We start from the raw sequence: 21,963 nt of genomic DNA, 5'->3' as shown, positions 1-21,963 counted from the left end.
AGGTAAACCACGTCAGCTAAACATTTCTTCGAGCGCATCCATCATCATCCCCGCGGCGTTGAAACCGGTCTGGTCCTCGATTTCCCGCATGCACGTCGGGCTGGTGACATTGATCTCGGTGAGATAATCCCCTATCACGTCCAGCCCAACCAGCATCAAACCGCTATCCGCCAAGACCGGGCCCAACGCATCTGCAATTTCCCGATCGCGTTCGGTAAGCGGCTGCGCGACTCCCGTAGCACCCACGTTGAGGTTGCCACGCGATTCCCCCGGCCGGGGAATGCGGGCGAGACTGTAGGGCACAGCTTTGCCTGCTATGAGCAAAATACGCTTGTCACCGCGAGTGATTTCCGGGACGTACCGCTGAGCCATAATCGTGCGCATGCCGTAATGGGTCAAGGTTTCTATAATTACCCCTATGTTGTGGTCCGCGCGGTGGATGCGAAACACACTCGCCCCCCCCATGCCGTCCAGCGGTTTGAGCACGATATCGCCGTGTTCTTCAAGAAAATCGCGGATCAGGTATTCTTGCCTGGTGACGAGCGTAGGGGGGGTGTATTGGGAAAACTTTGCTATCGCGAGCTTTTCGTTATGATCCCGCACCGCCCGGGGGCTATTGATGACATGAGCACCGGAATTTTCGGCTAATTCGAGCAAATAGGTACTATAGACATACTCCATATCAAAAGGCGGATCCTTGCGCATTAACACCACGTCAAACTGCCGCAGTGGAATTTCCTCCGGCTCATCGACACGATACCAGCGACGTGCCTCATCTTTGTCCCCGGTTAACTCCAACGCGCGCGCGAGTCCAAACGCTTCCCCCCTGCTCCACGCCAAATCGCCTTGTTGCATAGCGAAGAGCTTGTGGCCGCGGAACACCGCCTCGCGCATCATGGCAAAGCTTGAGTCTTTGTAAGTCTTGATTGAATCGAGGTGGTCGAGAATAAAAGCGAGTTCCATCACCATGAGCCTCCCCGGTTATTATCCATTTATGGCACGAGTATGCTTTCCCCAACCAGGGCAACGCGTGCGCCTCCTGCAGCCATGTGAGCCGTCTCCTCCTGAACGACAATTTCTAAAACTCGTGTCGCTCGGTGTAAACAGAACTCATCGCCACAAAAGGGTCGTATTGACCAATGCATCGCAAAGACCCTCAACTGAGCTTAAAAGTGGGGGAGGAAGCTTATCCTGCTTCGCATATTCAATAATGGCGCTAGTGGGGGTCGGGCTTTTTTCCAGCTCCTGCACCGCCGCCAGCAACGCCAACCGGGCTATTACGCCGTAAGCGTAGAACAGGTTGGCTCCGCAGCCCGGCCGCGGCTCCCGATGCCGCAACAGGCATGTGTCTTCAAAAGCGGGCGGCACGAACTGCATACCCAGGGCATTAAGGTTTTCATCGATACCTCGGCCTTTATGTACCCTGTAGAACCCGCCCACGACGTAGCGATCTACCATATATATATGACCGGTTCAGCGACGGCTTCGTTGACCCGTTCGAAGGTGTATACCCCTTCCTGCACCATCACTTCTGTCACTTGCAAGCCTTCTTTTACTACTGCCATTTTGTTGCGCTGCCTACGGTTGAGCGTACGCACTTCGGCACCGTCCTTAACCGTCATAATGCCCATTCCATAAGTGCCGGCGTCAGCCTTGACAATGACGAAAGGGTCCTCCTTGACGCCGTATTCGGCATATTTTTCGCGAATATCACGCAGAATTTCATCCACGGTGCTCGCAACGGAATCTTCACCTTTCTTCTCGCGGAAATCGATTTTTCCGCACGAGGCAAAGTACGGATTGATGAGCCATGGATCGATGCCAATCAATCCGCCGAATTCGCGCGCCACGTTATCGTAAGCGCTGAAATGCCTGGATTTGCGTCGAGCCGCCCATCCCGCATTAAGGGGGGATGAGTACCTGCTCGAGGTCTTGCAGAATTGCCGGCACACCTGTCGAAAGGTCATTGTTAAGGAGCACGGCGCATGGGTCGAATCCGTCCAGCATAAGGCGATTGCCCTGGCATTGAATCGGTTCCAGCGTGAGCTTGCTCCCATCCCCACCCTTGATCTCGGTCGCCTCCGTAATCTCCGGCAGCAGCGAACCGATACGGATATCGACCCCCATGACGCATGATGGCAACTAGCGTGGCGACGTTCTCCAGATAATAAATACTTCGGGTGTGAATTTCGGGAATCAGCAGGATGCGACGCGCCGCTGCGCATATTTTCTCAACCGCCGCCAGCATTGCCTGTACACAAAGCGGCATGAACTCAGGGTTGAGATTATTGAAACCACCGGGAAACAGGTTGGTGTCCACGGGCGCCAGTTTGAAACCGTTGTTGCGCAGATCGACCGAACAATAAAATGGCACCGCGTGCTTCTGCCATTGATTGCGGAGCCAATGCTCGACCGAAGGCATCGCATCCAGGATGCATCTCTCCAAGTCCAGAATTGGATCGCTCAGGGCAGCAGAAAGATGAGGGGCAGGCATCTAATCAATATGACGTTAGTCGTGCTATGGCCATTGTAACATTAGGCGTTCTTCTTTCCGTGAAGTGGGAGGCCTAGAAAATGGTGAACGCTTTGGAAACCATTTTTCGTATCTGTAAACAACCCGTCAGTAAAGCATGCAGATCGGATCGGAGATAGGTTTACAGACCCAGGTAGTCAATTTATTTCGCTCACCGCGTAAATTTCCGGCTGAAACGACGCTTGGTATTTTTCCGGGAGCACGGCTACTGCTGCGGTCGCCTGGTCGCGGCTCGCATAAACGCCATATGTGACTCTAAATTTGGCCTTGCCGCCATTCGTTACCGGGTAAACATACAGATCGGATAAGTCCACCAAACTGCGGGCCCTTGAGAGAAATCGCTCCATTCTGTCGGGCTGCACGTTGTCGGTGGAAAAAAGCTGGATCGTGTAAGCGTCTCGAGCTGTCGTGCCGAACGCTTTTGCAGTCGCCTCAACGCGCTGCTCCAGCAACTCGTACCCTGTTAATTTCACTCCTCCAATAGAAGCTGTGGTGCTATGTTGCACAGCTGGGGCGGGCTGCTTGTCAGGAGTAGGTACCAGCACGTGTGCCTTCGTCTCCGCTGCGACATTGGATGGAACCACTGCAGCCGTGGCTGAAGGCGGAGAACTGGAAATGACACCTGTTACTGTTGACGGATAGGCGGAGGAAGGAACAGGGGCCAGAAGCGGCGCGGATGCGGACGCCTCGAACGGCACCGGAGCAGTCGCAGCGGAATTACTCGTAGCAGGACTTCGCAAAACATTCCAGCCCAGCAGGGCGGCCGCCGCCAAAGGCATTACGGATAAAACCGCCCCCGCACCGCCTCTGCGACGATCGGGCAAATCCTGCGCAAGACGCCAATTTCGCCAGCTAAGACCGTGCTTGATTCCTACATCCTTGATTGCTGCCTTGACGTGGCTTGCGTCAATTACCGGGCTTTGGTCGGCATATGCTACCCGAAGCGAATTGGTCGCAAGTACGTCCAATTGCGGAATACGCCCCCAGGAGGCCATCGTGATCAACCTTATGGCCCGAGGAACGAATATATCGGAACCACGATAACCAACTGCGCACAGCCGCCATGTCAGATAGTTCTTCACCACTTTAGCGGTAAATGGTTGCAAGGAAAAGTGATGAGTTACCTGATCCCTGACCTTGCGCATTTGTGGCAAAGCAAGCGTCTCATCGAGTCGGGTTCGACCGAAGAGGATAATTCGAAGAGCCTTGTGACGTGACTGCCGTTCGGATAACGTCTCCAACGCTTCCAGCGTTTCCTCGGGCAACGTATGGGCCTCATCGATTAATAGCACGATCTGGGCGCCCATGGAGAGCATCTGGGTCAGCACGCGCTGGAGCTCATCTTCCGGTTCATTCATTCCATTCGCAGCGGGAGCAGGAATGGCACGGCTTCCGCTTGATTCAAAACCCAGTTTTTCCGATAGGGTATGGAGGAACACTTCTCTGGACAAATTTTGTTGGGCTAAATATATGAGCTCCACGCTGGGGGGCAATCTTTGCATCAATAACCGGCACAGCGTCGTTTTGCCGCTGCCATCCTCGCCGATCACCTTTACAATGCCCTCACCTCCCTCGCCACGCGTAAGCAGGTAAATCAGCGCATCCAACGTCGCGCCCCGATTGCCTCCCTCGAAAAAAAAATTGCTGCCTGTCCGATGGTTGAATGGGTGTTCAGAGAGTCCAAAGTGGCTAAGATACATCATGCCTCGCATTCGGATTATCGCTCGGCGTCGTTTTGTGGGAAAACCCTTATACCGGTCCTCCCCGCGCGCAGCGGCCTGAGCAATTATTCACTATAAATTCAAAAACGGATATAGGGACACCTTTGCCGGGGCAAACCAGCGTTGACACAACGAATGCCTGCCGGGTGCATTTGCTTCAAGCTCGAGCTAACCCGGAACATAAACAAAATGCCTTGTCTTGATACCGGTGGGTGGAGTATAGTTCAAGTTCTGCCATATTTTTCCAAGCGGAAGAGCGCGTCAGTTATATCGTCGCCGCCGAAGGCGCAACCCCCCGGAATCGCTCAGGCGTAGATCACGTCGTTTTGATCCTTGAGAACTGCTTGCGAAAGGCAATCTGGAGAGTGCCGATGTTGCGTTCGGCCACCGAAGGGGCATACGGAACAGAACTTCCGAAATCTCTCAGGTAAAAAGGACAGAGGGGTGAAGTCATAAACATGACTTCACCCCTTTTTTTGAGGTATCGATCTTTGAAAACAACCGCTCTCAATCAAACTCACCGCGACATGATGGCCAAGATGGTCGACTTCGGCGGCTGGGATATGCCTCTCCATTACGGGTCACAGCTTGATGAACATCATAAGGTGCGAAGTGACGCGGGCATGTTTGACGTTTCTCATATGCTTGCCGTGGATATAGAAGGTCAAGACGCGCGTGCTTTCCTTCGACGGCTGGTCGCAAACAATATAGATAAACTGACACAGCCGGGCAAAGCACTCTACTCCTGCATGCTCAATCCCCAAGGCGGAGTAATAGACGATCTCATCATTTACTTTATGACGGAGTCGCATTTTCGCATGGTCGTGAACGCGGGCACGGCAGACAAGGATATGGCGTGGATGCAGGCCCAAAGGGATGAGTTTGCGCCGGGGCTGGCGATAACTCCGCGTCGTGATCTCGGGATGATCGCGATTCAGGGGCCGAATGCCCGCGTCAAGGTTTGGCAGGTCATTCCCGGAGCGCAGGCCGAAACCGAACAGCTGAAGCTGTTCCAGGCAAAACTCGTCGATAAGTATTTCATCGCGCGTACTGGCTATACCGGCGAGGACGGCTTCGAAATCATGCTTCCGTCGACAGACGCGGCAGAGTTCTGGAACGCCTTATATGCCGCTGGTGTAGTGCCGGCGGGACTCGGCGCGCGTGACACGTTGCGGCTCGAGGCCGGCATGAACCTCTATGGTCAGGATATGGATGAAACCACCAATCCGCTGGAATCAGGATTGGGCTGGACCGTTGATTTGAAAACCGATCGCGACTTTATCGGTAAAAAGGCGCTTCTGGAAGCACCGGTAAAGAAGCAGCTGATCGGCCTCGTTCTGACTGATCGTGGCGTGCTCCGCAGTCATCAGAAAGTCGCAGCGACGCATGCGCAGAATGAAGGCGAAGGCGAAATCACGAGTGGCGGGTTTTCCCCCACACTGAACAAATCCATTGCACTGGCGCGCTTGCCGCTGAACGTATCCCCCGGCGACGAAGTACAAGTAGCAGTGCGTGACAAGGCGCTGCGTGCGAAGATCGTGAAGTATCCGTTCGTGCGCAATGGCAAAATTCTGGTGGATGTGGCTTAGTAGCCAATCTCTAGCCAATCTCGTTTAATTCTGGAGCGAAAACATGAGTATTCCAAGCAATTTCAAGTACACCAAATCCCACGAATGGGTGAGGCTCGAAGATGACGGCACCGCGACAGTTGGAATTACCCAGCATGCGCAAGAACTACTGGGCGATATGGTGTTCGTAGAAACGCCGGCAGTAGGACGTAAACTCAAGCAGGGTGAAGAATGCGCCGTGGTCGAGTCGGTTAAAGCGGCAGCAGATGCGTACGCCCCCATCGCGGGAGAAGTAACAGCCGTTAACCCAGAGCTTGAATCGGCCCCCGAGAAGATTAACGAAGACGCCTATGCAGCATGGCTTTTCAAGCTAAAGCCCGACAATGTATCTGATCTGGATAACCTCCTCGACGCCGCCGGTTATCAAAATCTTATTGAAAGCGAAGACCACTGATCATTCGCAAGGAAAGCAGGAACCGGACGGGCGCACGCCCGGGTCTGCACGCTTGCGCCTTTCACCCGTTTATTTTATGAGTTTCAGATCAAACCATGCCGTTCATTCCCCATACTGAAGAAGATATCTCCGCAATGCTCGCGAGCATTGGCGCAAACACCATTGATGAGCTGTTCGATGAGATTCCGCCGTCGCTGATAAGTGGGGGCCTGAAACAGGTCCCGCCAGGTATGAGCGAAATGGACGTCACACGCTTAATGCTGGAGCGCGCGGAAGCGGATGGGCGTTACCTCAGCTTCATCGGTGCGGGCGCCTATGAGCATCATATTCCGGCGGCGGTGTGGCAAATCACGACGCGCGGCGAGTTCTATTCTTCGTATACCCCTTATCAGGCCGAGGCCAGCCAAGGTACGCTGCAACTGCTCTATGAGTACCAGACGATGATGGCATCGCTGACTGGAATGGATGTGTCCAATGCTAGCATGTACGATGGCGCGTCTGCCCTGGCGGAGGCGTCATTGATGGCGGTGCGCTCCCACAAGTCGGCGCGTCGCATCCTGATTCCTGCTACTGTTCACCCTATCTATCGTCGCGTTGTGCGCGCGATTGTGGCGAATCAGGGCATTGATGTAGTTGAAGTGCCTTATTCGCGGCAGTCGGGCCAGACCCACGCGGATGCTTTGGATGAGTTTGGCAAAGAAGACTTTGCGGCGCTCGTCATCCCCCAACCGAACTTTTTCGGCGTGCTCGAAGATGTCGATGCGCTTACCGATTGGGCGCATAGCAAAAGTGCATTGGCCATCGGGGTCGTCAATCCGACGGCGCTGGCGGTCCTCACCCCTCCCGGCGAATGGGGCGAAAAGGGCGCGGATATTGCCGTTGGTGAAGGGCAGCCATTGGGAATCCCATTATCGAGCGGGGGACCCTATTTCGGTTTCATGGCCTGCAAGCAGGCGCTGGTGCGCCAGATGCCCGGACGGATCATCGGACGTACCAAGGACCAGGAAGGCAAGCCCGGCTTTGTGCTTACGCTTCAGGCGCGCGAGCAACACATCCGGCGGTCCAAAGCCACTTCCAATATATGCACCAACCAAGGCCTGATGGTCACGGCCGCCACCATTTATATGGCGCTGGTGGGGCCAGAAGGCTTGCGCCGAATCGCTACCCAATCGCATGCCAACACGCTTGCTCTGGTGGAAAAATTGGAAACGGCGGCGGGAGTAAAAAGAGTTTTCAACGGCCCGATGTTCCATGAAGCAGTAATATCACTGCCCGCTCCCGCCGGGGAGGTGCTCGACAAACTCAGAGGCGAGCGGATACTAGGCGGCTTGAACCTTGAGGACTTTTATCCGGACCTTGGCAGTGCGATGCTTGTGTGCGCCACCGAGACGAAAACCTCTTCCGATCTCGAAAATTATGCCGAACACTTGAAAAAAGCTATCAACGGCTGACCATATAATTTGTTTCGCTCTATCATCCATTAACCACCGAAAGCAAGGAGAACAGCATGGTTACTCTAGCCGGCAATCCCATTAAAGTCGAAGGTACTTTTCCGAAAGCAGGCGATAAAGCTTCGGATTTTTCACTGGTGAACCGGGACCTGAAGGATGTTACGCTGGCCGATTTTGCCGGCAAGAAAAAAGTACTCAATATCGTTCCAAGTCTCGACACTCCGGTCTGTGCCATGTCCACGCGCAAATTTAACGAAAAAGCCAGCAATATGGACAACACAGTTGTACTGATCATTGCCGCTGACTTGCCATTCGCGATGAGCCGCTTTTGCGATATCGAAGGACTGGATAAGGTTGTGCCGCTTTCAACCATGCGGGGGTCGGAGTTCATGAAAAATTACGGCGTCGCGATAACCGATAGTCCACTGGGCGGCATCACGGCTCGCGCTGTGATCGTGCTGGATGAAAACAACAAGGTAATCCATAGTGAGCTCGTGCCTGAAATCAAGGATGAGCCTAACTATGATGCGGCCTTGGCTGCCCTGCAATAATCGCGCGCATTCTACGCCCGATGTTTGAGAATTACCCTTGGAATAAAAGCTTAACCTAACCGCAAAACCACATCTCATAATGCTGATATTTGAACATTCCCGTCCCGGACGGCGCAATTATTCCCAATCTCCACTCACCCCAACGCCGACGACAGGTATTCCTGAAAAGTTGTTGCGAAAGGCGCCGCCGTTGCTCCCGGAAGTATCCGAGATGGATGCAGTACGCCATTACACCCGGCTATCGCAGAAGAATTTTTCAATTGACACGCACTTCTATCCGCTTGGCTCTTGCACGATGAAGTATAACCCCCGGGCGTGTAACTCTCTCGCGATGCTGCCTCAGTTTCTCGCACGGCACCCACGTGCGCCGGAAAGCACCGGTCAGGGGTTTTTAGCGTGCATGTACGAGTTGCAGGAAATCTTGAAAGATGTAACGGGCATGGCTGGAGTCAGCCTTACTCCGATGGCAGGGGCACAGGGTGAATTGATCGGCATTGCGATGATACGCGCTTACCATGAGGCGCGCGGCGATACAGCGCGAACGGAAATCATCGTACCTGATGCGGCTCATGGCACGAACCCTGCCACGGCAGTAATGTGTGGCTACAAAGTAGTTGAAATAGCCACGGACAAGGAAGGCGATGTTGATATGGACGCACTGAGGGCAGCGGTTGGCCCTCAAACAGCGGGACTAATGCTGACGAACCCGTCAACGCTTGGGGTGTTCGAAAAGAATGTCGCGGAAATGAGCAAAGTCGTCCACGAGGCGGGCGGATTGCTGTATTACGATGGCGCAAACCTTAACGCTATACTTGGCAAGGTCAAACCCGGCGATATGGGCTTTGACGTCATTCATATCAACTTGCACAAGACTTTCTCCACGCCCCATGGGGGCGGCGGGCCCGGTTCTGCCCCAGTAGGGGTTGCTGAGCGTTTATTGCCATTTATGCCCGTGCCGATAGTAGCCATGCAGCAAGGGAAGTATCGATGGCTGACGGAAAAGGATATACCGAAGTCCATCGGCAGACTTTCGGCTCACATGGGTAATGCCGGTGTGCTGCTCCGTGCCTATGTCTACGTTCGCCTGCTAGGGTCAGAGGGCATGCATCGGGTAGCGGAATTCGCTGCGCTTAATGCTAATTACCTGATGGCGGAATTAAGCAAGGCCGGTTTTGAGATAGCGTATCCGACTCGTCGTGCCAGTCACGAGTTCATTGTCACCCTGAAAGACTTAAAGGAAAAAACCGGCGTAAACGCAATGAACGTTGCCAAGCGGCTGCTGGACAAGGGCTACCATGCCCCAACGACCTATTTTCCGCTCCTAGTGCCAGAGTGCCTCCTGATTGAACCGGCAGAAACCGAATCGAAGGAAACCCTTGATGCGTTCGTCGGCTCGATGAAGGAAATCCTTGAGGAAGCTCACACTCAGCCGGATCTGGTAAAAAATGCACCTCACACCACACCGGTGCGAAAGCTGGATGATGTGCGAGCTGCGCGAGAACTGGACTTAGTGTGGAAGCCAGCTTAAGTTAGGGTCAAAACCAGTCCTTTTCTTCCAAGCCAACCCGAGCCCACTCATGCATACACTCATCTGCGGCTCTATTGCCTATGACACTATTATGGTGTTCAAGGATCACTTCAAGAACCACATTCTTCCTGAAAAGATCCATATTCTAAATGTTGCTTTTCTCGTACCCGATATGCGCCGGGAGTTTGGCGGCTGCGCCGGCAATATTGCTTACAACTTGCAAATGATAGGGGGCCACCCCTTGATCATGGCCACCGTCGGGGACGACTATCCGCCGTATGCGAGCCGCTTGCAGGATCTCGGGCTTGCACAAGATCACGTACGCCAGGTGAACGGCGCGTTCACGGCGCAAGCATTCATAACAACTGATCTCGCAGATAACCAGATCACGGCCTTTCATCCCGGGGCGATGAATTTTTCTCATGAAAATCATATTGCCGACGCAAACGATGTAAATCTTGGCATCGTAGCTCCGGATGGACGCGAAGGCATGGTGCAGCATGCGCGCGAGTTCCATGAATCTGGCATTCCCTTCATGTTCGATCCCGGTCAAGGGCTGCCGATGTTTACGGGGGAAGAACTGCTGGATTTTATCCACAAAGCAGATTATGTCGCCGTTAACGACTACGAGGGCCAGCTTCTGCACGAGCGCACCGGGCGTTCGTTGGAAACGCTCGCGAAACTCGTTAAGGGCTTGATTGTCACGAAGGGCGCTGAAGGGTCCGTGATTTACGCTGATGGTCAGCAGGTCCAGATACCCAGCGCCAGGCCAGACAGGCTGGTTGACCCCACGGGTTGCGGAGACGCTTACCGTGCCGGGTTACTGTATGGAATCACGCATGATATGGATTGGCAGAGTACTGGGCAACTCGGTTCGCTCATGGGAGCTCTCAAAATAACGCAACGCGGCGGGCAGAATCATAGCTTCACCAAGGATGAAATAGGTCAACGGTATTTTGAAATTTTTGGCAGCCGCGTTTTTTAGCAAGGGTATAGACTACTGATCCGCGACGATGGTTCCTGGTCGTCAGTACTTCTAACTGACTGCCAATAACATAGGGAGTCGTCAGGAAATCAAACCTGGTAGCCACAGAATTACGGGCGGAGATGGCGCTTCGCGCAACCCCGACGGAATGTCGGGACATCTCTGAACCTTTCCCACTCGCGTTCCTGCGAGAGCTATTGCCACGTCGATGCGGTAATATAGTGGCATGCCGACCTCTGAGACTAGCGCCACGACCCCTACCACCACTCATCATCTGACGCAAACTTTTCGTGCGGTCCGCTTATTGCTGCACATCATTTCCGGATTGATCCAGTCAGCTATCTATCCTCATCTCAATCAGCCATGGCAACGCCGCATGGCTAAAAACTGGTCCGCCCGCCTCCTGTCGATTCTACGCATCCGGCTACGCTATCAAGGAACGCCCCCTCCCCCTGAAATACCGCGAGCGATGTTGGCGGCCAATCATGTATCCTGGCTGGACGTTTACTCTCTCCAGACGGTAAGTCCGGGCCGGTTCGTGGCCAAAGCTGAAATTCGCGGCTGGCCCCTGTTGGGCTGGTTAAGCCGAAATGCGGGAACGTTATTCATTGAGCGCTCGAAACGCAGCGACACCGCCCGAATAAACAAGCATATCGGCGAGGCGCTGGCAATTGGCGACCGGGTCGCGGTATTTCCCGAGGGCACCACTGGCGACGGCAGGGCACTCATGCATTTCCATGCCTCGCTCCTGCAACCCGCGGTAAACGTCGGAGCCATGTTGTACCCGGTCGCAATACGCTATACGAATATAACGGGGGAGATCAGCACGGAAGCGCCCTTTGTAAATATCTCAATGATGGAGTCTCTGCGTCGGATATTGAGGGAACCGTGGATTAATGTTGAACTGATTTTCGGTAATCCCATTAACAGTAGCGGGAAAAATCGGCGGGAACTCGCGCGCGGTGCGGAACACGCTATTGCAAGCGCCTTGTCGCTTCCTGTCCCCCACAAGGCACCTGGAACACCTTCCGATCGTCCAAGCGAACCGCAGTAAGGGTTCCACCCCACAGACAGCCGGTATCCAGGGCGAGCAGATTGTTTCGTAACTGCAATCCCAACGCAGACCAATGGCCGAAAATAATGGTAGCTTCGCGGCTGGCGCGATTCGGCGCCTCGAACCAGGGTAGATAGCCGTCCGGTATATCCTTGACCATGCCCTTGAATCTAAAATCCATTTTTCCGTCAGGCGCACACACACGCATGCGCGTCATGGCATTAATGATCACGCGCAGCCGCGCGTAACCGGACAGACCCTCATCCCAATGATCCGGTTGATCGCCATACATATGGGCGCACAATTCATGAAAATCCTCGCCACGGATCATGGCCTCTACCGCCCTCGCAAGCTCAGACGCTTGGTCGATGCTCCACGACGGCAATAAGCCCGCGTGTACCATTGCGTAACCCCCCTCCACGTGCAGCAGTTTCTGTTGTCTCAACCAGTGGAGAAGCTCTTCTCTATCGGGTGCGCTGAGTATGTCCTGTATGGTGTCGTTCCGGCTCAAGGAGGAGCATCCTTCCGCCACCATGAGCAGATGCAGATCATGGTTGCCAAGCACCATTGTTACTGCGTCGGTGAGACCTTTTACAAACCGCAATACCCGGAGCGAGTTCGGGCCGCGATTGACGATATCGCCCACCAGCCACAGCCTGTCTTTCGTGCGGTCAAAGCCAATCAGATCCAAAAGCTCCCTGAACGGCCGGTAACATCCCTGTAGGTCCCCGATTGCAAATATAGCCATATTGTTAAATCATTGACGGGGCGGACGATGCGTTCCATAGTTATATAGCCCGGGTGTGAGCGACGACCAACTGAAAACCCTAGCGCTATTTTCGGACAAAAGCAGGCCGACCCCCACCTTCACAGATGTGTTCAAATAACAAGGACAATACCAGCGCCAGACTGTGCGAACTCGGGATTCTCGACCCTCAGAGGCTCATTTCGACTGACTCACCATATAATCGACCACTGCCTTGACCTCGGCATCGGATAGGCTGGCGTTTCCACCCTTGGGAGGCATCGCATTTTTTCCCTTGAGCGCGCTATTGTAGAGCCCTTCGCTACCGGTCTTGATTCTCGCGGCCCATGCAACTTTGTCACCAAGTTTGGGAGCACCTGCGGCACCGCTGGCGTGACACGCCGCGCAACTCGCCGTATAGATCGACTTGATTCTCTCCTCCCCAGCCTCCGCGGGTCCCGCTGGCGCTTCTGCCGACAGCGTCGCTTGACCCGATGCTCCCGTTGATTGGGCCTCAGCCTGCGGCGTCGATTCGTCTGCTAACACCAGTTCACCCACCGGCTTCAGGCGCTTAACCACGGCTTCATTCGAATAAGCTGGACTATTTGGATCGATTGGCTGGTCGCCTGTCACATATTGTCCCAACAGCATAAAAATTGTGACGGGAAACACAAAAGCCGCTACAAGCGCCGTTATCAATTGGCCCGGTGTTCTGATCGCCGAGGAATGATCTTCATCTTCTTCGCTGTTGCTCACAATAACTCCCCAAAAAAAAAATGGTTATTGTATAGGTTCGGGTCCATTGACGCAAAAGGCGGCTTGATTAGGTTGGACGGACGAATCAAAAAAAGCTATCCTATCGCTGCTTCAAAGTACTACCCCATCAGCACTTTCTTCGCGCCCATAGCTCAGATGGATAGAGTACCGCCCTCCGAAGGCGGGGGTCACACGTTCGAATCGTGTTGGGCGCGCCACCTAATCAAAAGTTATCTTCCTGCGAATCCCCTTCGGATTGCACCCGTCAGTACCGGCCAGCACGGCCGCTAATAAGTTTTTTGTTACTATCTCGGAAATGAAACCCGGGAGCGAAATCTGGAAGCCTGTTTTGCTTTTTACTCCGCTTCCTTTGGTCTTAATTGGCGCAATTTCCTCAACCTTTTTTTAGATACTCTTCAATTGCGCTACGCGACAGGCGCCGGTCACTACTTGCAAATATTAACTCAAGGCACGAGCTTGCCGCAGACATCGCTGAGTCTTCCGTTGAATTTACGGCCACGGACAGTCCGTATGATTCAAAACACCGCATTAGCGAATTAGCTGCATACCAATTCGCAGTAGCTGGTTTTCTTCCTGCATTGCCAGTACCTGGCTCCTTGTCAAGCACTCCCGCTATTTCCTCTATAAGGTAGCCAAGCAATGTCCTCAGATTTTCTATTACAGGCGGGGAATCTCGTCTATAGCTGAGGCCCCACAATGCCACGTTCACGCCTTGCGGAATATTTTCGAGTTTTTCCGCCAGGGAAGTCGCATTCTGCTTCAGGTCGTTAAGTGTGGCATTGAACTCGCCAGCGCTCAGCTCGTCCGGCTCGCTCCTACAAAGAAAACGATAGACCGTAGCAATGCTGCAAATATCATTTACGAAAGCATCGTCGTTCTTTATGGAACGCAGCATCGCGACTTGCGATTCGTCGAACTGAATATCTTTCACCTGCTCGCCAGTTTGGCGCTCAACACGAGGCTTAGCTGTTGCCATAAGTGCCCTCCGCCTTATTTCTTTTTAATGGGAAAACCTCTGTGAGTGCGTCTTGCCAAGTGACACCCGCCCGCCCGCAGTAACAATAGCTGCGGCGCGTTCTGCTTGGCCGCTTCACGTATCATAAGCCAATGAACCTGTTTCTGTTCAGCTGATATTGACTATGCCTGGTAATAGCACAACCAGGTATCGCGTGTATGCAAAGGTCAAGCGGTAGTATGGATATACTACAATAACTTCGACGTGGCGTAAGCGCTAGCGCTATTCCATCAAGAGTAAACCGCTGAGGCTCGCCTCCCGGCGGAATCGCGATGGGAATAGGGTTGCGTGGCCTCCTTATGCGGGATAGCGAACGGACGAAGCTAGCCAAAAAGTAAAATCATAAAACTTGCCGTTACAGGGATGGACTCCCGAAGCCGTTAGCGTTCGCCCTTCGCTATGTCATTGTTTTTATATAAGCGGCTATATTTCATGTTTCTGCATCTCTGCCGTTGAGATGGGTGATACCCCTGGAGCAAGGTGATTTTATACTTTAAAACCATATGTGTCCCAAAGGCGCGCGTCAGCGATTTCTTATTATTCGTGCACCGTCCGGGTTTTAACCGAGGATTCCGCTATCATTCCACCTTATTTCTTGTATTCTTAATGGTGGGTAGCATGTCCATCACGGGCGGCGCAACAGCGGCTGGATTCGCGTTACAAAATCAGAACGGGGCCGGGACAGGATACGCCTACGCAGGAGCAGCGGCAGTAGCGCAGGATGCTTCAACTATTTACTTCAATCCTGCCGGGATGACCTACCTCGCTCCTGGACATCACATTTCTGGCGCCGGGAGCTTACTCGCACGATCATTGAAGTTCAAAGACACGGGTAGCGACCCGCTACTGGTCTACCCGGTCGGCGATAATGGCGGCCAAGGCGGAGGCTGGGCCGCCGTTCCTGCTGTTTACTGGAGCATGGCAATCACGCCCGCGATACGCGCCGGCCTGGGCATTTCGCCGACCTTTGGCAATGCTACCGAGTGGAGCAATACTTTTGTTGGCCGCTACCAAGGGATACATTCAGAAATCAGTAGTATCAACGCCAATCCCAGCATTGCCTGGCGGGTAAATGACATGATTTCGCTCGGCGCCGGTCTTAATGTCGTGCGGTTTGACGCGGATTTGCGCAGTATGACACCGGCAACTTCCATGCTGCCCGCTCGAGTGGATGCTCAAACACGAGTAAAAGGCGATGATATAGGGTTCGGCTATAATCTCGGCGCAATGTTCCAGCTAACGCCGGCAACGCGCATCGGTCTGACGTACCGGTCAACAATAGACCTGAAAGTCAGGGGAGATGCCGAGATTGCTGGTAACAAAATACCAGCATCTGTTTCGGCTGAGCTGCCCAACACGGTGTCCGCAGCAGTGTCACACATGGTTAATGACCGACTCCAGCTTCTCGGCGATTTTACATGGATGGGCTGGAGTCATATTCCCGCGTTGTCAGTCCAGAGCCGCGCTACCGGGTCCGTTCTGTCACTTGAGCCGTTGGGTTTCAAGGACACCTACCGCGTGGGTGTGGGGACCCAGTATCAATACAGCGACACCCTCCGGCTACGGGCAGGATTCGCCTGGGATCAGTCGCCAACGCAGAAGGCGGCGGACCGAACTGTGCGTCTTCCTGACTCTGACCGCTTCTGGCTGGGAGTGGGCGTCAACCAGAAGATTAGCAAGAAAACATCTATCGACCTAGGATATGCCCATATATTCTTCGACAGCGCCGAGATAAACCGGCCCACGAACAATAACCCGGCGCTTCAGATTGTCCGTGGCTCGTTCAACACGTCGGTGCACATCCTTTCCGTTCAACTCAACCATCAATTTTGAGCTCCGTTTGGCGTGATCCATGGGGGCGAGCATGAGCTGAATGCCAAGCCCAGTCGAGGTAGCCAGCCCAGAATCGGTTTAAATTTCGACCCGCGCACCCAATTCAAGAACCCGATTTGCGGGTAACTTGAAGTATTCTGCGGCATTGCTGGCATTGCGCGCCATTGTTGCGAAAAGCCGCTCCCGCCACAGCGCCATCCCGCCCCCAGGACATGGGACCACAATTTCACGGCTAAGAAAGAAAGATGTTTTCAACGGCTCGAACTCAAGTCCATATCGCTGGCACTTTTCAAGCACAGCAGGTAAGTTGGGTTCATCCTTGAAGCCGTATTGGACCGTTATCTGGTAACAGTTTCCTGGCAGTGATTTTACTGAGACGCGCTCTTCTTCAGGAACCCGCGGTGTTTCAAGGTAACTCACGGTCAGGAACACCACGCGCTCATGCAAGACCTGATTATGCGCCAGGTTATGTAGTAACGCATGGGGCACTCCTTCCGGATTTGCGGTCAGAAAAATCGACGTTCCGGATACGCGCGCAGGCGGATGTGCAATCAGTGATTCCAGGAATGGCAGGAGCGGTATGGCAGCCGAACGCAAGTGCTCCACCAGAATTTGACGCCCGCGGTTCCAGGTTGCCATGACAAAAAAGATAACGGCGCCGATCGCAAGGGGAAACCAGCCGCCCTGCGCGATTTTAAGCATGGTGGCAGCGAAAAACGCGGTATCGATCGTCAAAAAAAATCCGGTCGCTAATAGACTCAGAATCAAAGGGTAGTTCCAGGCATAGCGCAAAACGAAAAACGTCAGTATGGTTTCTATCACCATGGTGGTAGTGACGGCAACGCCGTATGCCGACGCCAGACTGGACGAGGAACCAAACCCCACTACAGCCATCGTCACGGCTGCGAGCAGAGTCCAGTTGACGAAGGGGATGTATATCTGACCTATCCTCCGGTCTGAAGTGTGCCTGATCTGCATACGCGGTAGAAATCCAAGCTGGATTGCCTGCTTGGTTACGGAAAAAACGCCCGAGATTACTGCTTGCGAGGCGATAACGGTGGCGGCAGTGGCTAATCCTACCGCGGGGTACAGCGCCCACGAGGGAAACAATAGATAAAACGGATTTGAAATGGCTGACGGATTCGCCAGCAGGAGCGCCCCCTGCCCGAGATAATTCAGCGTCAGCGCGGGAAGGACGCACACATACCACGCCAGGCGAATGGGTTTCGCGCCAAAGTGTCCCATGTCGGCATAGAGCGCCTCTCCCCCTGTAACCGCGAGCACTACACCGCTGAAGGCAACAAACGCGAGCCATCCGTTATTCATGCAAAATGCAAGAGCCTGCAATGGGCTAAATGCCTCCAATATCCCGGGCGCGAGGGTGATGTTTGCCAGTCCGGCGAGACCCAACGTGCTAAACCATATCAACATCACCGGCCCGAATACTGCGCCGATCCCCCCTGTACCACGCTGTTGCACGAGGAATAGCGCGATCAGTACGGCTAGTGTAATTGGCAGCACGTACGGCTGGAGGAGCGGCGTCGCCACCTCCAGCCCTTCTACCGCGCTTAGGACAGAGATGGCGGGGGTTATGACTCCGTCGCCGTAGAAGAGGGCTGCACCAAACCCGCCGATGAGAAAGAGGCCGCTGCGCAAACGCGGACGGCTGGGGACCGACGAACTTGCGAGTGATAACAACGCCATGATGCCGCCCTCGCCACGGTTGTCTGCGCGCAGGATCAAGCTGATGTACTTGACAGACACCACAATCATGAGCGCCCAAAAAATGAGCGAGATGACGCCGATGACGTTGGCTTCGTTGACAGCAAGTCCGCGGACCGGATCGAAAACAGTCTTCATTACATACAGCGGACTTGTTCCGATATCCCCATAGACCACGCCCAGCGCAGCCAAGCTTAATAAGCCGAGAGATTGGTGGCCCACGCCCGATTCCAGCTCCGTGTCTTGGGTCGTCATGATCGTCCAGGAATTGGCAAGTTTATCTTGCTGCGGAATGACAAGGAAAGATAATACATAGAGGAAGAAGGCCCATGAAATCACCGAGACCGTAACGTTCGGTGGCGGGCTGTTCTGTTCAGGAAATCCGGGAGTTTATGCCTTCGCACCGCACTCCCTCGATGCCCGTGTGCGGGCGTGCTTTGCCGACCCAGCAATCGGACAGCACGTAAGATATTGTACACGACCCATTTAACAATGACACAAAGGGATACTCCGCGGGTCCAGCAGCACAATTCCTACCGCTATTGCGCGTAAGCACTTATGCGTATTGGACATGGGATTCTGGTGAAACATGCGACTGCAATGTTCCGTTTGTGTGGGTTACCGTACTGATTGCGATCGTCATCGGCCCTATTCTTGTCGGATCGGCGCGTCTTGGAATTGTGAGATGAATCGGCGGCGTGCCCTGAACTATTTTGGCATTTACTCTTGGGGGAAACGGTCATGAGCTACGAAAATCGCGATCTTTATGGCATGTACAAACGCTACGACAAGAAGGGGCCAGGGCCCCGCCTGATGGGCGCCGGCACGCTCATTGGGGAGGATGTGTACAATCATAAGCACGAAGATTTGGGTGACATCGAGGAAATCATGCTGGAAATGGATAGCGGCAAAGTTGCCTACGCCGTGTTGTCCTTCGGCGGCTTGTTGGGCGTGGGCGAGAAGCTCTTTGCGGTGCCGTGGAGTGCGCTGAAGCTGGATACCGAGAACAAGCGATTCATTCTCAATGTGGATAAGGAGCGCCTCGAAACTGCTCCCGGCTTTGCCAAGGATAACTGGCCCGACATGACGGACCTAAGCTGGCAGAACACGATTCATTCCTTTTACGGAACCAAATCCTACACAGAACCTGCGACGCAACCCGAGGACACGCCGGACACCCCATATGAGGACACCCCCTACACCATCACGCAGACGGCCAATCCCAATTCCGGGCGAGTCTGGTAATTCCTTGGGCGTTTCGGCGTGATCGGGCCGGGGAGAATCGGACGAGATATCTCGGATTTCGGTTCAGAATAGTGCCGTCGCTTGACGGCGTTGGCGCCTCCTCGTGGCTGCTTAATCCCAGAGTTCTTCGTGAACGGGCGTAGCCTCTATCCATTGCGGGGGCGGAGCCGGACATGAGCTACTGAGGGGAAGCCACACGTGACACGCATATCAAACGAAGTGTTAAAACATGGGTTGCTGAACGCATCCGCCGGTTAAGGTCAGTGGGATGCTTACGGAGAAACCCCTCGCTCTTATCACTGGTTCGGAAGGCAGAATCGGTAAGGCAATTGCGGCAGAGCTGGGCGATGACTATATAGTTGTCGGTTTCGAGCAGAAATGTGACACCGACGCAAACTGCATTGCTGTCGACATCTCATCTGACGAAGCCATGTCCAGAGCGTGCGAGCAATTACGCCATGGCTACGGGTCCCGAATTTCATAGGTCATTCACCTGGCGGCGTTTTACGACTTCTCCGATACGCCAAATCCCCTGCATGAAGAAGTCAACGTAAAGGGAACGTGGCGACTCCTGAAGTCACTTCAAGCGTTTGACGTCGAGCAGTTCATTTATGCCAGCACGATGCTGGTGCATGCTCCGACCGCGCCGGGCTTGCCTATAACGGAAGATGGAGCCTTGGAGCCTAAATGGCCTTATCCCGAATCCAAAGCCGTAGCAGAAACTGAGGTAAGCATTCATCACGGCTGCGTTCCATTTGTAATAATGCGATTAGCGGGGGTGTATACCGAATGGGGGGAAGTTCCGTCATTGAGTACCCAGATTCAACGCATTTACGAGCGCCAGCTGCAAAGCCATGTATTCCCTGGCAATCCATCCCATGGTCAAGCGTTTGTACATATGGATGACGTCGCGCACGCATTTCGCCTTGCTGTTGATAAGCGCTCGCAATTGCCCCAGGAAGCCAGCTATTGATCGGTGAACCGCGAACAGAAAGCTATGAAGGACTACAGAACTTGATCGGGCAGCTCATTTACGCCGAACCTTGGCCCACCCATCAGGTACCAAAAACGGTCGCCGTGGCGGGCGCCTGGCTGCAGAACAAAATGGAAGATGTTATCCCCAATGTAATAGATCGGGGACCGAACCATTCGTAAAACCTTTCATGGTGGCGTTATTGGATGATCACTTTGAACTGGATATTCGCGCGCGAGGCGACTTCTCCATTGGAGACCAGCGCATACGTTACGCGAGACGTTACCGGAGATTACGGAACATCTGAAACGCAGCCCCGAGGCGTGGTACATCCGTAATAAAATTCCGCCGCCTCGATGGCTTGAGGATATCGAAAAAAGTGCTGTTCCCACTACGCTCCTGATTGCACAGAGTAATAAGAAAGAGCTTGATGAACATCGGCAAACGCTGTGGTGTCACTTCGCCAACATAGGACTTGGGTTATGGTTGCTATCGAGTCCGTTTACTTTTGGGCTCGCCGAAAACTGGATGGAATCCGGAGCCATGGCATCTCCAACTCAGCGCCGCCTGCCTCTGTTGGACACGTGGATGACGGCGAATGATGTCGTTACCGGACTGTTAATCATTCTCTTCGCTTGCCTTTCGATCGCGCGTGACTACGGCTGGGCGCGCTGGATAACGGCCCTACTGGAGTCTGGCTGTTTTTTGCCCCCCTTTTCTTCTGGACAACGAGCGCCGCGACGTACGCCATCGACACGCTCGTGGGTATACTCGTTATATTGTTTGCGGTAGTGATTTCTCCACCGCCCGGCGTCAGTCCTCTTGCACGCATGACAGGGCCTGATATCCCGCCTGGCTGGAGTTACACTCCGTCGGGTATGATTAATCGAATACCGATCGTGGCGCTTGCGGTTGTAGGGCTCCTCATCTCCCGCTGTATGGCCGCCTTTCAACTGGGTCATATAGATTCCGTCTGGGATCCGTTCTTTGGCGATGGAACCGCGAAGATCATTACTTCGGAGGTGTCTGAAGCATGGCCCGTCGCTGATGCGGGGTTAGGCGCCGCAGTCTATGCGTTGGAAATCGTAACCGGTGTCATCGGGGATAAGCGGCGTTGGCGCACCATGCCGCGGGTAGTTCTGTTTTTTGGAATATTGATCGTACCGCTGGGTGTGGTTAGCATTTTCTTTATTATTATCCAGCCTATTGTAATCGGTACTTGGTGTACCTTGTGCCTTGTCGCGTCGTTGGCAATGCTGCTCCAGATACCCTATTCGTTCGATGAAATTCTTGCCACGCTGCAGTTTCTAAAAGACCGACGGCGGCAGGGCAAATCTATTTGGCATGTCTTATGGCATGGAGACACCATGGAAGCTGGCAGCATGGACGAGGCGAATGAATTTGGCGGATCGTTTACAGCCGTGTTGCGCCAGATACTGCGGACCGGCATTCGTTTTACATGGACCATGGCCGCAAGCATTGCTATCGCCATCACGTTGATGTTCTCGCGCGTCACCTTTGGTACAGCTGGGGCTGCTGCGGACAGCGATCATGTGATCGGATTGCTTGTAGTGACGTTTTCGATCATGGCATTGAGCGAAGTGGGACGCCCGCTTCGTTTCGCCAACGTCCCCTTGGGAGCTTGGCTGATTGCGGCGCCTATCCTGTTAACGGGTTATTCCAGTCTTGCTGCAACTGCGAGCGTTATCTGCGGTGTGCTACTGATTCTGCTCGCGCTGCCCCGTGGCCCCATTGAAAGTCGTTAGGGCGCCTGCGATCGATTCATCCTGATTGTTGATGCCAAAAAA

Annotated in this window: 17 protein-coding genes, 1 tRNA gene, 1 pseudogene and 1 riboswitch; of the genes and pseudogenes, 12 read left to right on the top strand and 7 right to left on the bottom strand. The window is 53.9% G+C overall.

The features are described 5' to 3' along the window. Window positions 1–12: 12 nt before the first annotated feature. From gshB to R5L00_RS08640, 3 genes and pseudogenes are all read right to left on the bottom strand, one after another. Complete coding sequence (gene gshB / locus R5L00_RS08650) at window positions 13–963, bottom strand: glutathione synthase (RefSeq protein ID WP_107694161.1); 951 nt, start codon at window positions 961–963, stop codon at window positions 13–15. Between the two features lie 267 nt (window positions 964–1,230). Beyond that, window positions 1,231–2,494: pseudogene (gshA, locus tag R5L00_RS08645) on the bottom strand (glutamate--cysteine ligase); the annotation flags it as partial. Window positions 2,495–2,670: 176 nt separating this feature from the next. Beyond that, complete coding sequence (locus R5L00_RS08640) at window positions 2,671–4,236, bottom strand: AAA family ATPase (protein WP_317650765.1); 1,566 nt, start codon at window positions 4,234–4,236, stop codon at window positions 2,671–2,673. A 366-nt stretch (window positions 4,237–4,602) separates the two neighbouring features. Then, window positions 4,603–4,704: riboswitch (glycine riboswitch) on the top strand. An 89-nt stretch (window positions 4,705–4,793) separates the two neighbouring features. Between R5L00_RS08640 and gcvT the strand changes: the two genes are divergently transcribed. The 7 genes from gcvT to R5L00_RS08605 all read left to right on the top strand — a co-directional run bounded on the left by gcvT (window position 4,794) and on the right by R5L00_RS08605 (window position 11,845). Next, window positions 4,794–5,843 carry a glycine cleavage system aminomethyltransferase GcvT gene (gene gcvT, locus R5L00_RS08635; protein WP_317654153.1) on the top strand — a complete coding sequence of 350 codons (1,050 nt, stop codon included), beginning with the start codon at window positions 4,794–4,796 and terminating at the stop codon, window positions 5,841–5,843. Window positions 5,844–5,886: 43 nt separating this feature from the next. After that, window positions 5,887–6,276: a glycine cleavage system protein GcvH gene (gene gcvH / locus R5L00_RS08630; RefSeq protein ID WP_107693940.1), complete on the top strand. Its 390-nt coding sequence runs from the start codon at window positions 5,887–5,889 to the stop codon at window positions 6,274–6,276. A gap of 95 nt (window positions 6,277–6,371) precedes the next feature. After that, on the top strand, window positions 6,372–7,727 hold the full coding sequence (gene gcvPA / locus R5L00_RS08625) for an aminomethyl-transferring glycine dehydrogenase subunit GcvPA (protein ID WP_317650763.1): 1,356 nt from the start codon (window positions 6,372–6,374) through the stop codon (window positions 7,725–7,727). Between the two features lie 56 nt (window positions 7,728–7,783). Next, the gene (gene tpx, locus R5L00_RS08620; RefSeq protein ID WP_107693938.1) at window positions 7,784–8,278 is read left to right on the top strand and encodes a thiol peroxidase; all 495 of its coding nucleotides are present in this window, start codon (window positions 7,784–7,786) and stop codon (window positions 8,276–8,278) included. Window positions 8,279–8,357: 79 nt separating this feature from the next. Next, window positions 8,358–9,806 carry an aminomethyl-transferring glycine dehydrogenase subunit GcvPB gene (gene gcvPB, locus R5L00_RS08615; protein ID WP_317650761.1) on the top strand — a complete coding sequence of 483 codons (1,449 nt, stop codon included), beginning with the start codon at window positions 8,358–8,360 and terminating at the stop codon, window positions 9,804–9,806. 49 nt (window positions 9,807–9,855) lie between these two features. After that, window positions 9,856–10,791 carry a carbohydrate kinase family protein gene (locus R5L00_RS08610; protein WP_317650759.1) on the top strand — a complete coding sequence of 312 codons (936 nt, stop codon included), beginning with the start codon at window positions 9,856–9,858 and terminating at the stop codon, window positions 10,789–10,791. 226 nt (window positions 10,792–11,017) lie between these two features. Continuing rightward, window positions 11,018–11,845: a lysophospholipid acyltransferase family protein gene (locus tag R5L00_RS08605; RefSeq protein WP_317650758.1), complete on the top strand. Its 828-nt coding sequence runs from the start codon at window positions 11,018–11,020 to the stop codon at window positions 11,843–11,845. Here the strand turns inward: R5L00_RS08605 and R5L00_RS08600 are convergent. Both R5L00_RS08600 and R5L00_RS08595 read right to left on the bottom strand, forming a co-directional pair. Then, a complete protein-coding gene (locus tag R5L00_RS08600; protein ID WP_107693934.1) occupies window positions 11,766–12,593 on the bottom strand; it encodes a symmetrical bis(5'-nucleosyl)-tetraphosphatase in 828 nt (275 codons plus the stop codon). The genes R5L00_RS08605 and R5L00_RS08600 overlap by 80 nt on opposite strands. A gap of 195 nt (window positions 12,594–12,788) precedes the next feature. Continuing rightward, window positions 12,789–13,346, bottom strand: coding sequence for a c-type cytochrome (locus tag R5L00_RS08595; protein ID WP_107693933.1), 558 nt, complete (start codon window positions 13,344–13,346; stop codon window positions 12,789–12,791). 141 nt (window positions 13,347–13,487) lie between these two features. Between R5L00_RS08595 and R5L00_RS08590 the strand changes: the two genes are divergently transcribed. Continuing rightward, window positions 13,488–13,564: transfer RNA gene (locus R5L00_RS08590), tRNA-Arg, on the top strand. A 176-nt stretch (window positions 13,565–13,740) separates the two neighbouring features. Here the strand turns inward: R5L00_RS08590 and R5L00_RS08585 are convergent. Next, the gene (locus R5L00_RS08585; protein ID WP_107693932.1) at window positions 13,741–14,343 is read right to left on the bottom strand and encodes a hypothetical protein; all 603 of its coding nucleotides are present in this window, start codon (window positions 14,341–14,343) and stop codon (window positions 13,741–13,743) included. A gap of 657 nt (window positions 14,344–15,000) precedes the next feature. Here R5L00_RS08585 and R5L00_RS08580 point away from each other — a divergent pair. Then, a complete protein-coding gene (locus R5L00_RS08580; RefSeq protein WP_317650752.1) occupies window positions 15,001–16,215 on the top strand; it encodes an OmpP1/FadL family transporter in 1,215 nt (404 codons plus the stop codon). Window positions 16,216–16,293: 78 nt separating this feature from the next. Here the strand turns inward: R5L00_RS08580 and R5L00_RS08575 are convergent, their stop codons facing one another. After that, window positions 16,294–18,192: a potassium transporter Kup gene (locus R5L00_RS08575; RefSeq protein WP_317650746.1), complete on the bottom strand. Its 1,899-nt coding sequence runs from the start codon at window positions 18,190–18,192 to the stop codon at window positions 16,294–16,296. Between the two features lie 486 nt (window positions 18,193–18,678). On the opposite strand from R5L00_RS08575, the gene R5L00_RS08570 reads away from it, so the two are divergent. The 3 genes from R5L00_RS08570 to R5L00_RS08560 all read left to right on the top strand — a co-directional run bounded on the left by R5L00_RS08570 (window position 18,679) and on the right by R5L00_RS08560 (window position 21,921). After that, window positions 18,679–19,182 (top strand): PRC-barrel domain-containing protein, encoded by a 504-nt coding sequence (locus R5L00_RS08570; RefSeq protein WP_317650742.1) that lies wholly within the window; start codon window positions 18,679–18,681, stop codon window positions 19,180–19,182. Window positions 19,183–19,669: 487 nt separating this feature from the next. Further along, window positions 19,670–20,155: an NAD(P)-dependent oxidoreductase gene (locus R5L00_RS08565; RefSeq protein ID WP_317654152.1), complete on the top strand. Its 486-nt coding sequence runs from the start codon at window positions 19,670–19,672 to the stop codon at window positions 20,153–20,155. A gap of 878 nt (window positions 20,156–21,033) precedes the next feature. Continuing rightward, complete coding sequence (locus tag R5L00_RS08560; RefSeq protein WP_317650741.1) at window positions 21,034–21,921, top strand: vitamin K epoxide reductase family protein; 888 nt, start codon at window positions 21,034–21,036, stop codon at window positions 21,919–21,921. Window positions 21,922–21,963: the final 42 nt, after the last annotated feature.

Origin of the sequence: Nitrosospira sp. Is2 (genome assembly GCF_033095785.1) — a bacterium.
In the GTDB taxonomy this organism is placed as follows: Bacteria; Pseudomonadota; Gammaproteobacteria; order Burkholderiales; family Nitrosomonadaceae; genus Nitrosospira.
This window is presented reverse-complemented; position numbering and strand designations above follow the sequence as displayed.

What these genes read in the sequence shown, in the direction of transcription:
- gshB (WP_107694161.1), bottom strand. Translation starts at nt 963, where the DNA reads ATGGAACTCGCTTTTATTCTCGACCACCTCGATTCAATCAAGACTTAC.
- R5L00_RS08575 (WP_317650746.1), bottom strand. Translation starts at nt 18,192, where the DNA reads ATGACGACCCAAGACACGGAGCTGGAATCGGGCGTGGGCCACCAATCT.
- R5L00_RS08560 (WP_317650741.1), top strand. Translation starts at nt 21,034, where the DNA reads ATGATTAATCGAATACCGATCGTGGCGCTTGCGGTTGTAGGGCTCCTC.
- R5L00_RS08610 (WP_317650759.1), top strand. Translation starts at nt 9,856, where the DNA reads ATGCATACACTCATCTGCGGCTCTATTGCCTATGACACTATTATGGTG.
- R5L00_RS08640 (WP_317650765.1), bottom strand. Translation starts at nt 4,236, where the DNA reads ATGATGTATCTTAGCCACTTTGGACTCTCTGAACACCCATTCAACCAT.
- gcvPA (WP_317650763.1), top strand. Translation starts at nt 6,372, where the DNA reads ATGCCGTTCATTCCCCATACTGAAGAAGATATCTCCGCAATGCTCGCG.
- gcvH (WP_107693940.1), top strand. Translation starts at nt 5,887, where the DNA reads ATGAGTATTCCAAGCAATTTCAAGTACACCAAATCCCACGAATGGGTG.
- R5L00_RS08580 (WP_317650752.1), top strand. Translation starts at nt 15,001, where the DNA reads ATGTCCATCACGGGCGGCGCAACAGCGGCTGGATTCGCGTTACAAAAT.
- gcvPB (WP_317650761.1), top strand. Translation starts at nt 8,358, where the DNA reads ATGCTGATATTTGAACATTCCCGTCCCGGACGGCGCAATTATTCCCAA.
- R5L00_RS08570 (WP_317650742.1), top strand. Translation starts at nt 18,679, where the DNA reads ATGAGCTACGAAAATCGCGATCTTTATGGCATGTACAAACGCTACGAC.
- R5L00_RS08605 (WP_317650758.1), top strand. Translation starts at nt 11,018, where the DNA reads ATGCCGACCTCTGAGACTAGCGCCACGACCCCTACCACCACTCATCAT.
- R5L00_RS08585 (WP_107693932.1), bottom strand. Translation starts at nt 14,343, where the DNA reads ATGGCAACAGCTAAGCCTCGTGTTGAGCGCCAAACTGGCGAGCAGGTG.
- tpx (WP_107693938.1), top strand. Translation starts at nt 7,784, where the DNA reads ATGGTTACTCTAGCCGGCAATCCCATTAAAGTCGAAGGTACTTTTCCG.
- R5L00_RS08600 (WP_107693934.1), bottom strand. Translation starts at nt 12,593, where the DNA reads ATGGCTATATTTGCAATCGGGGACCTACAGGGATGTTACCGGCCGTTC.
- gcvT (WP_317654153.1), top strand. Translation starts at nt 4,794, where the DNA reads ATGGTCGACTTCGGCGGCTGGGATATGCCTCTCCATTACGGGTCACAG.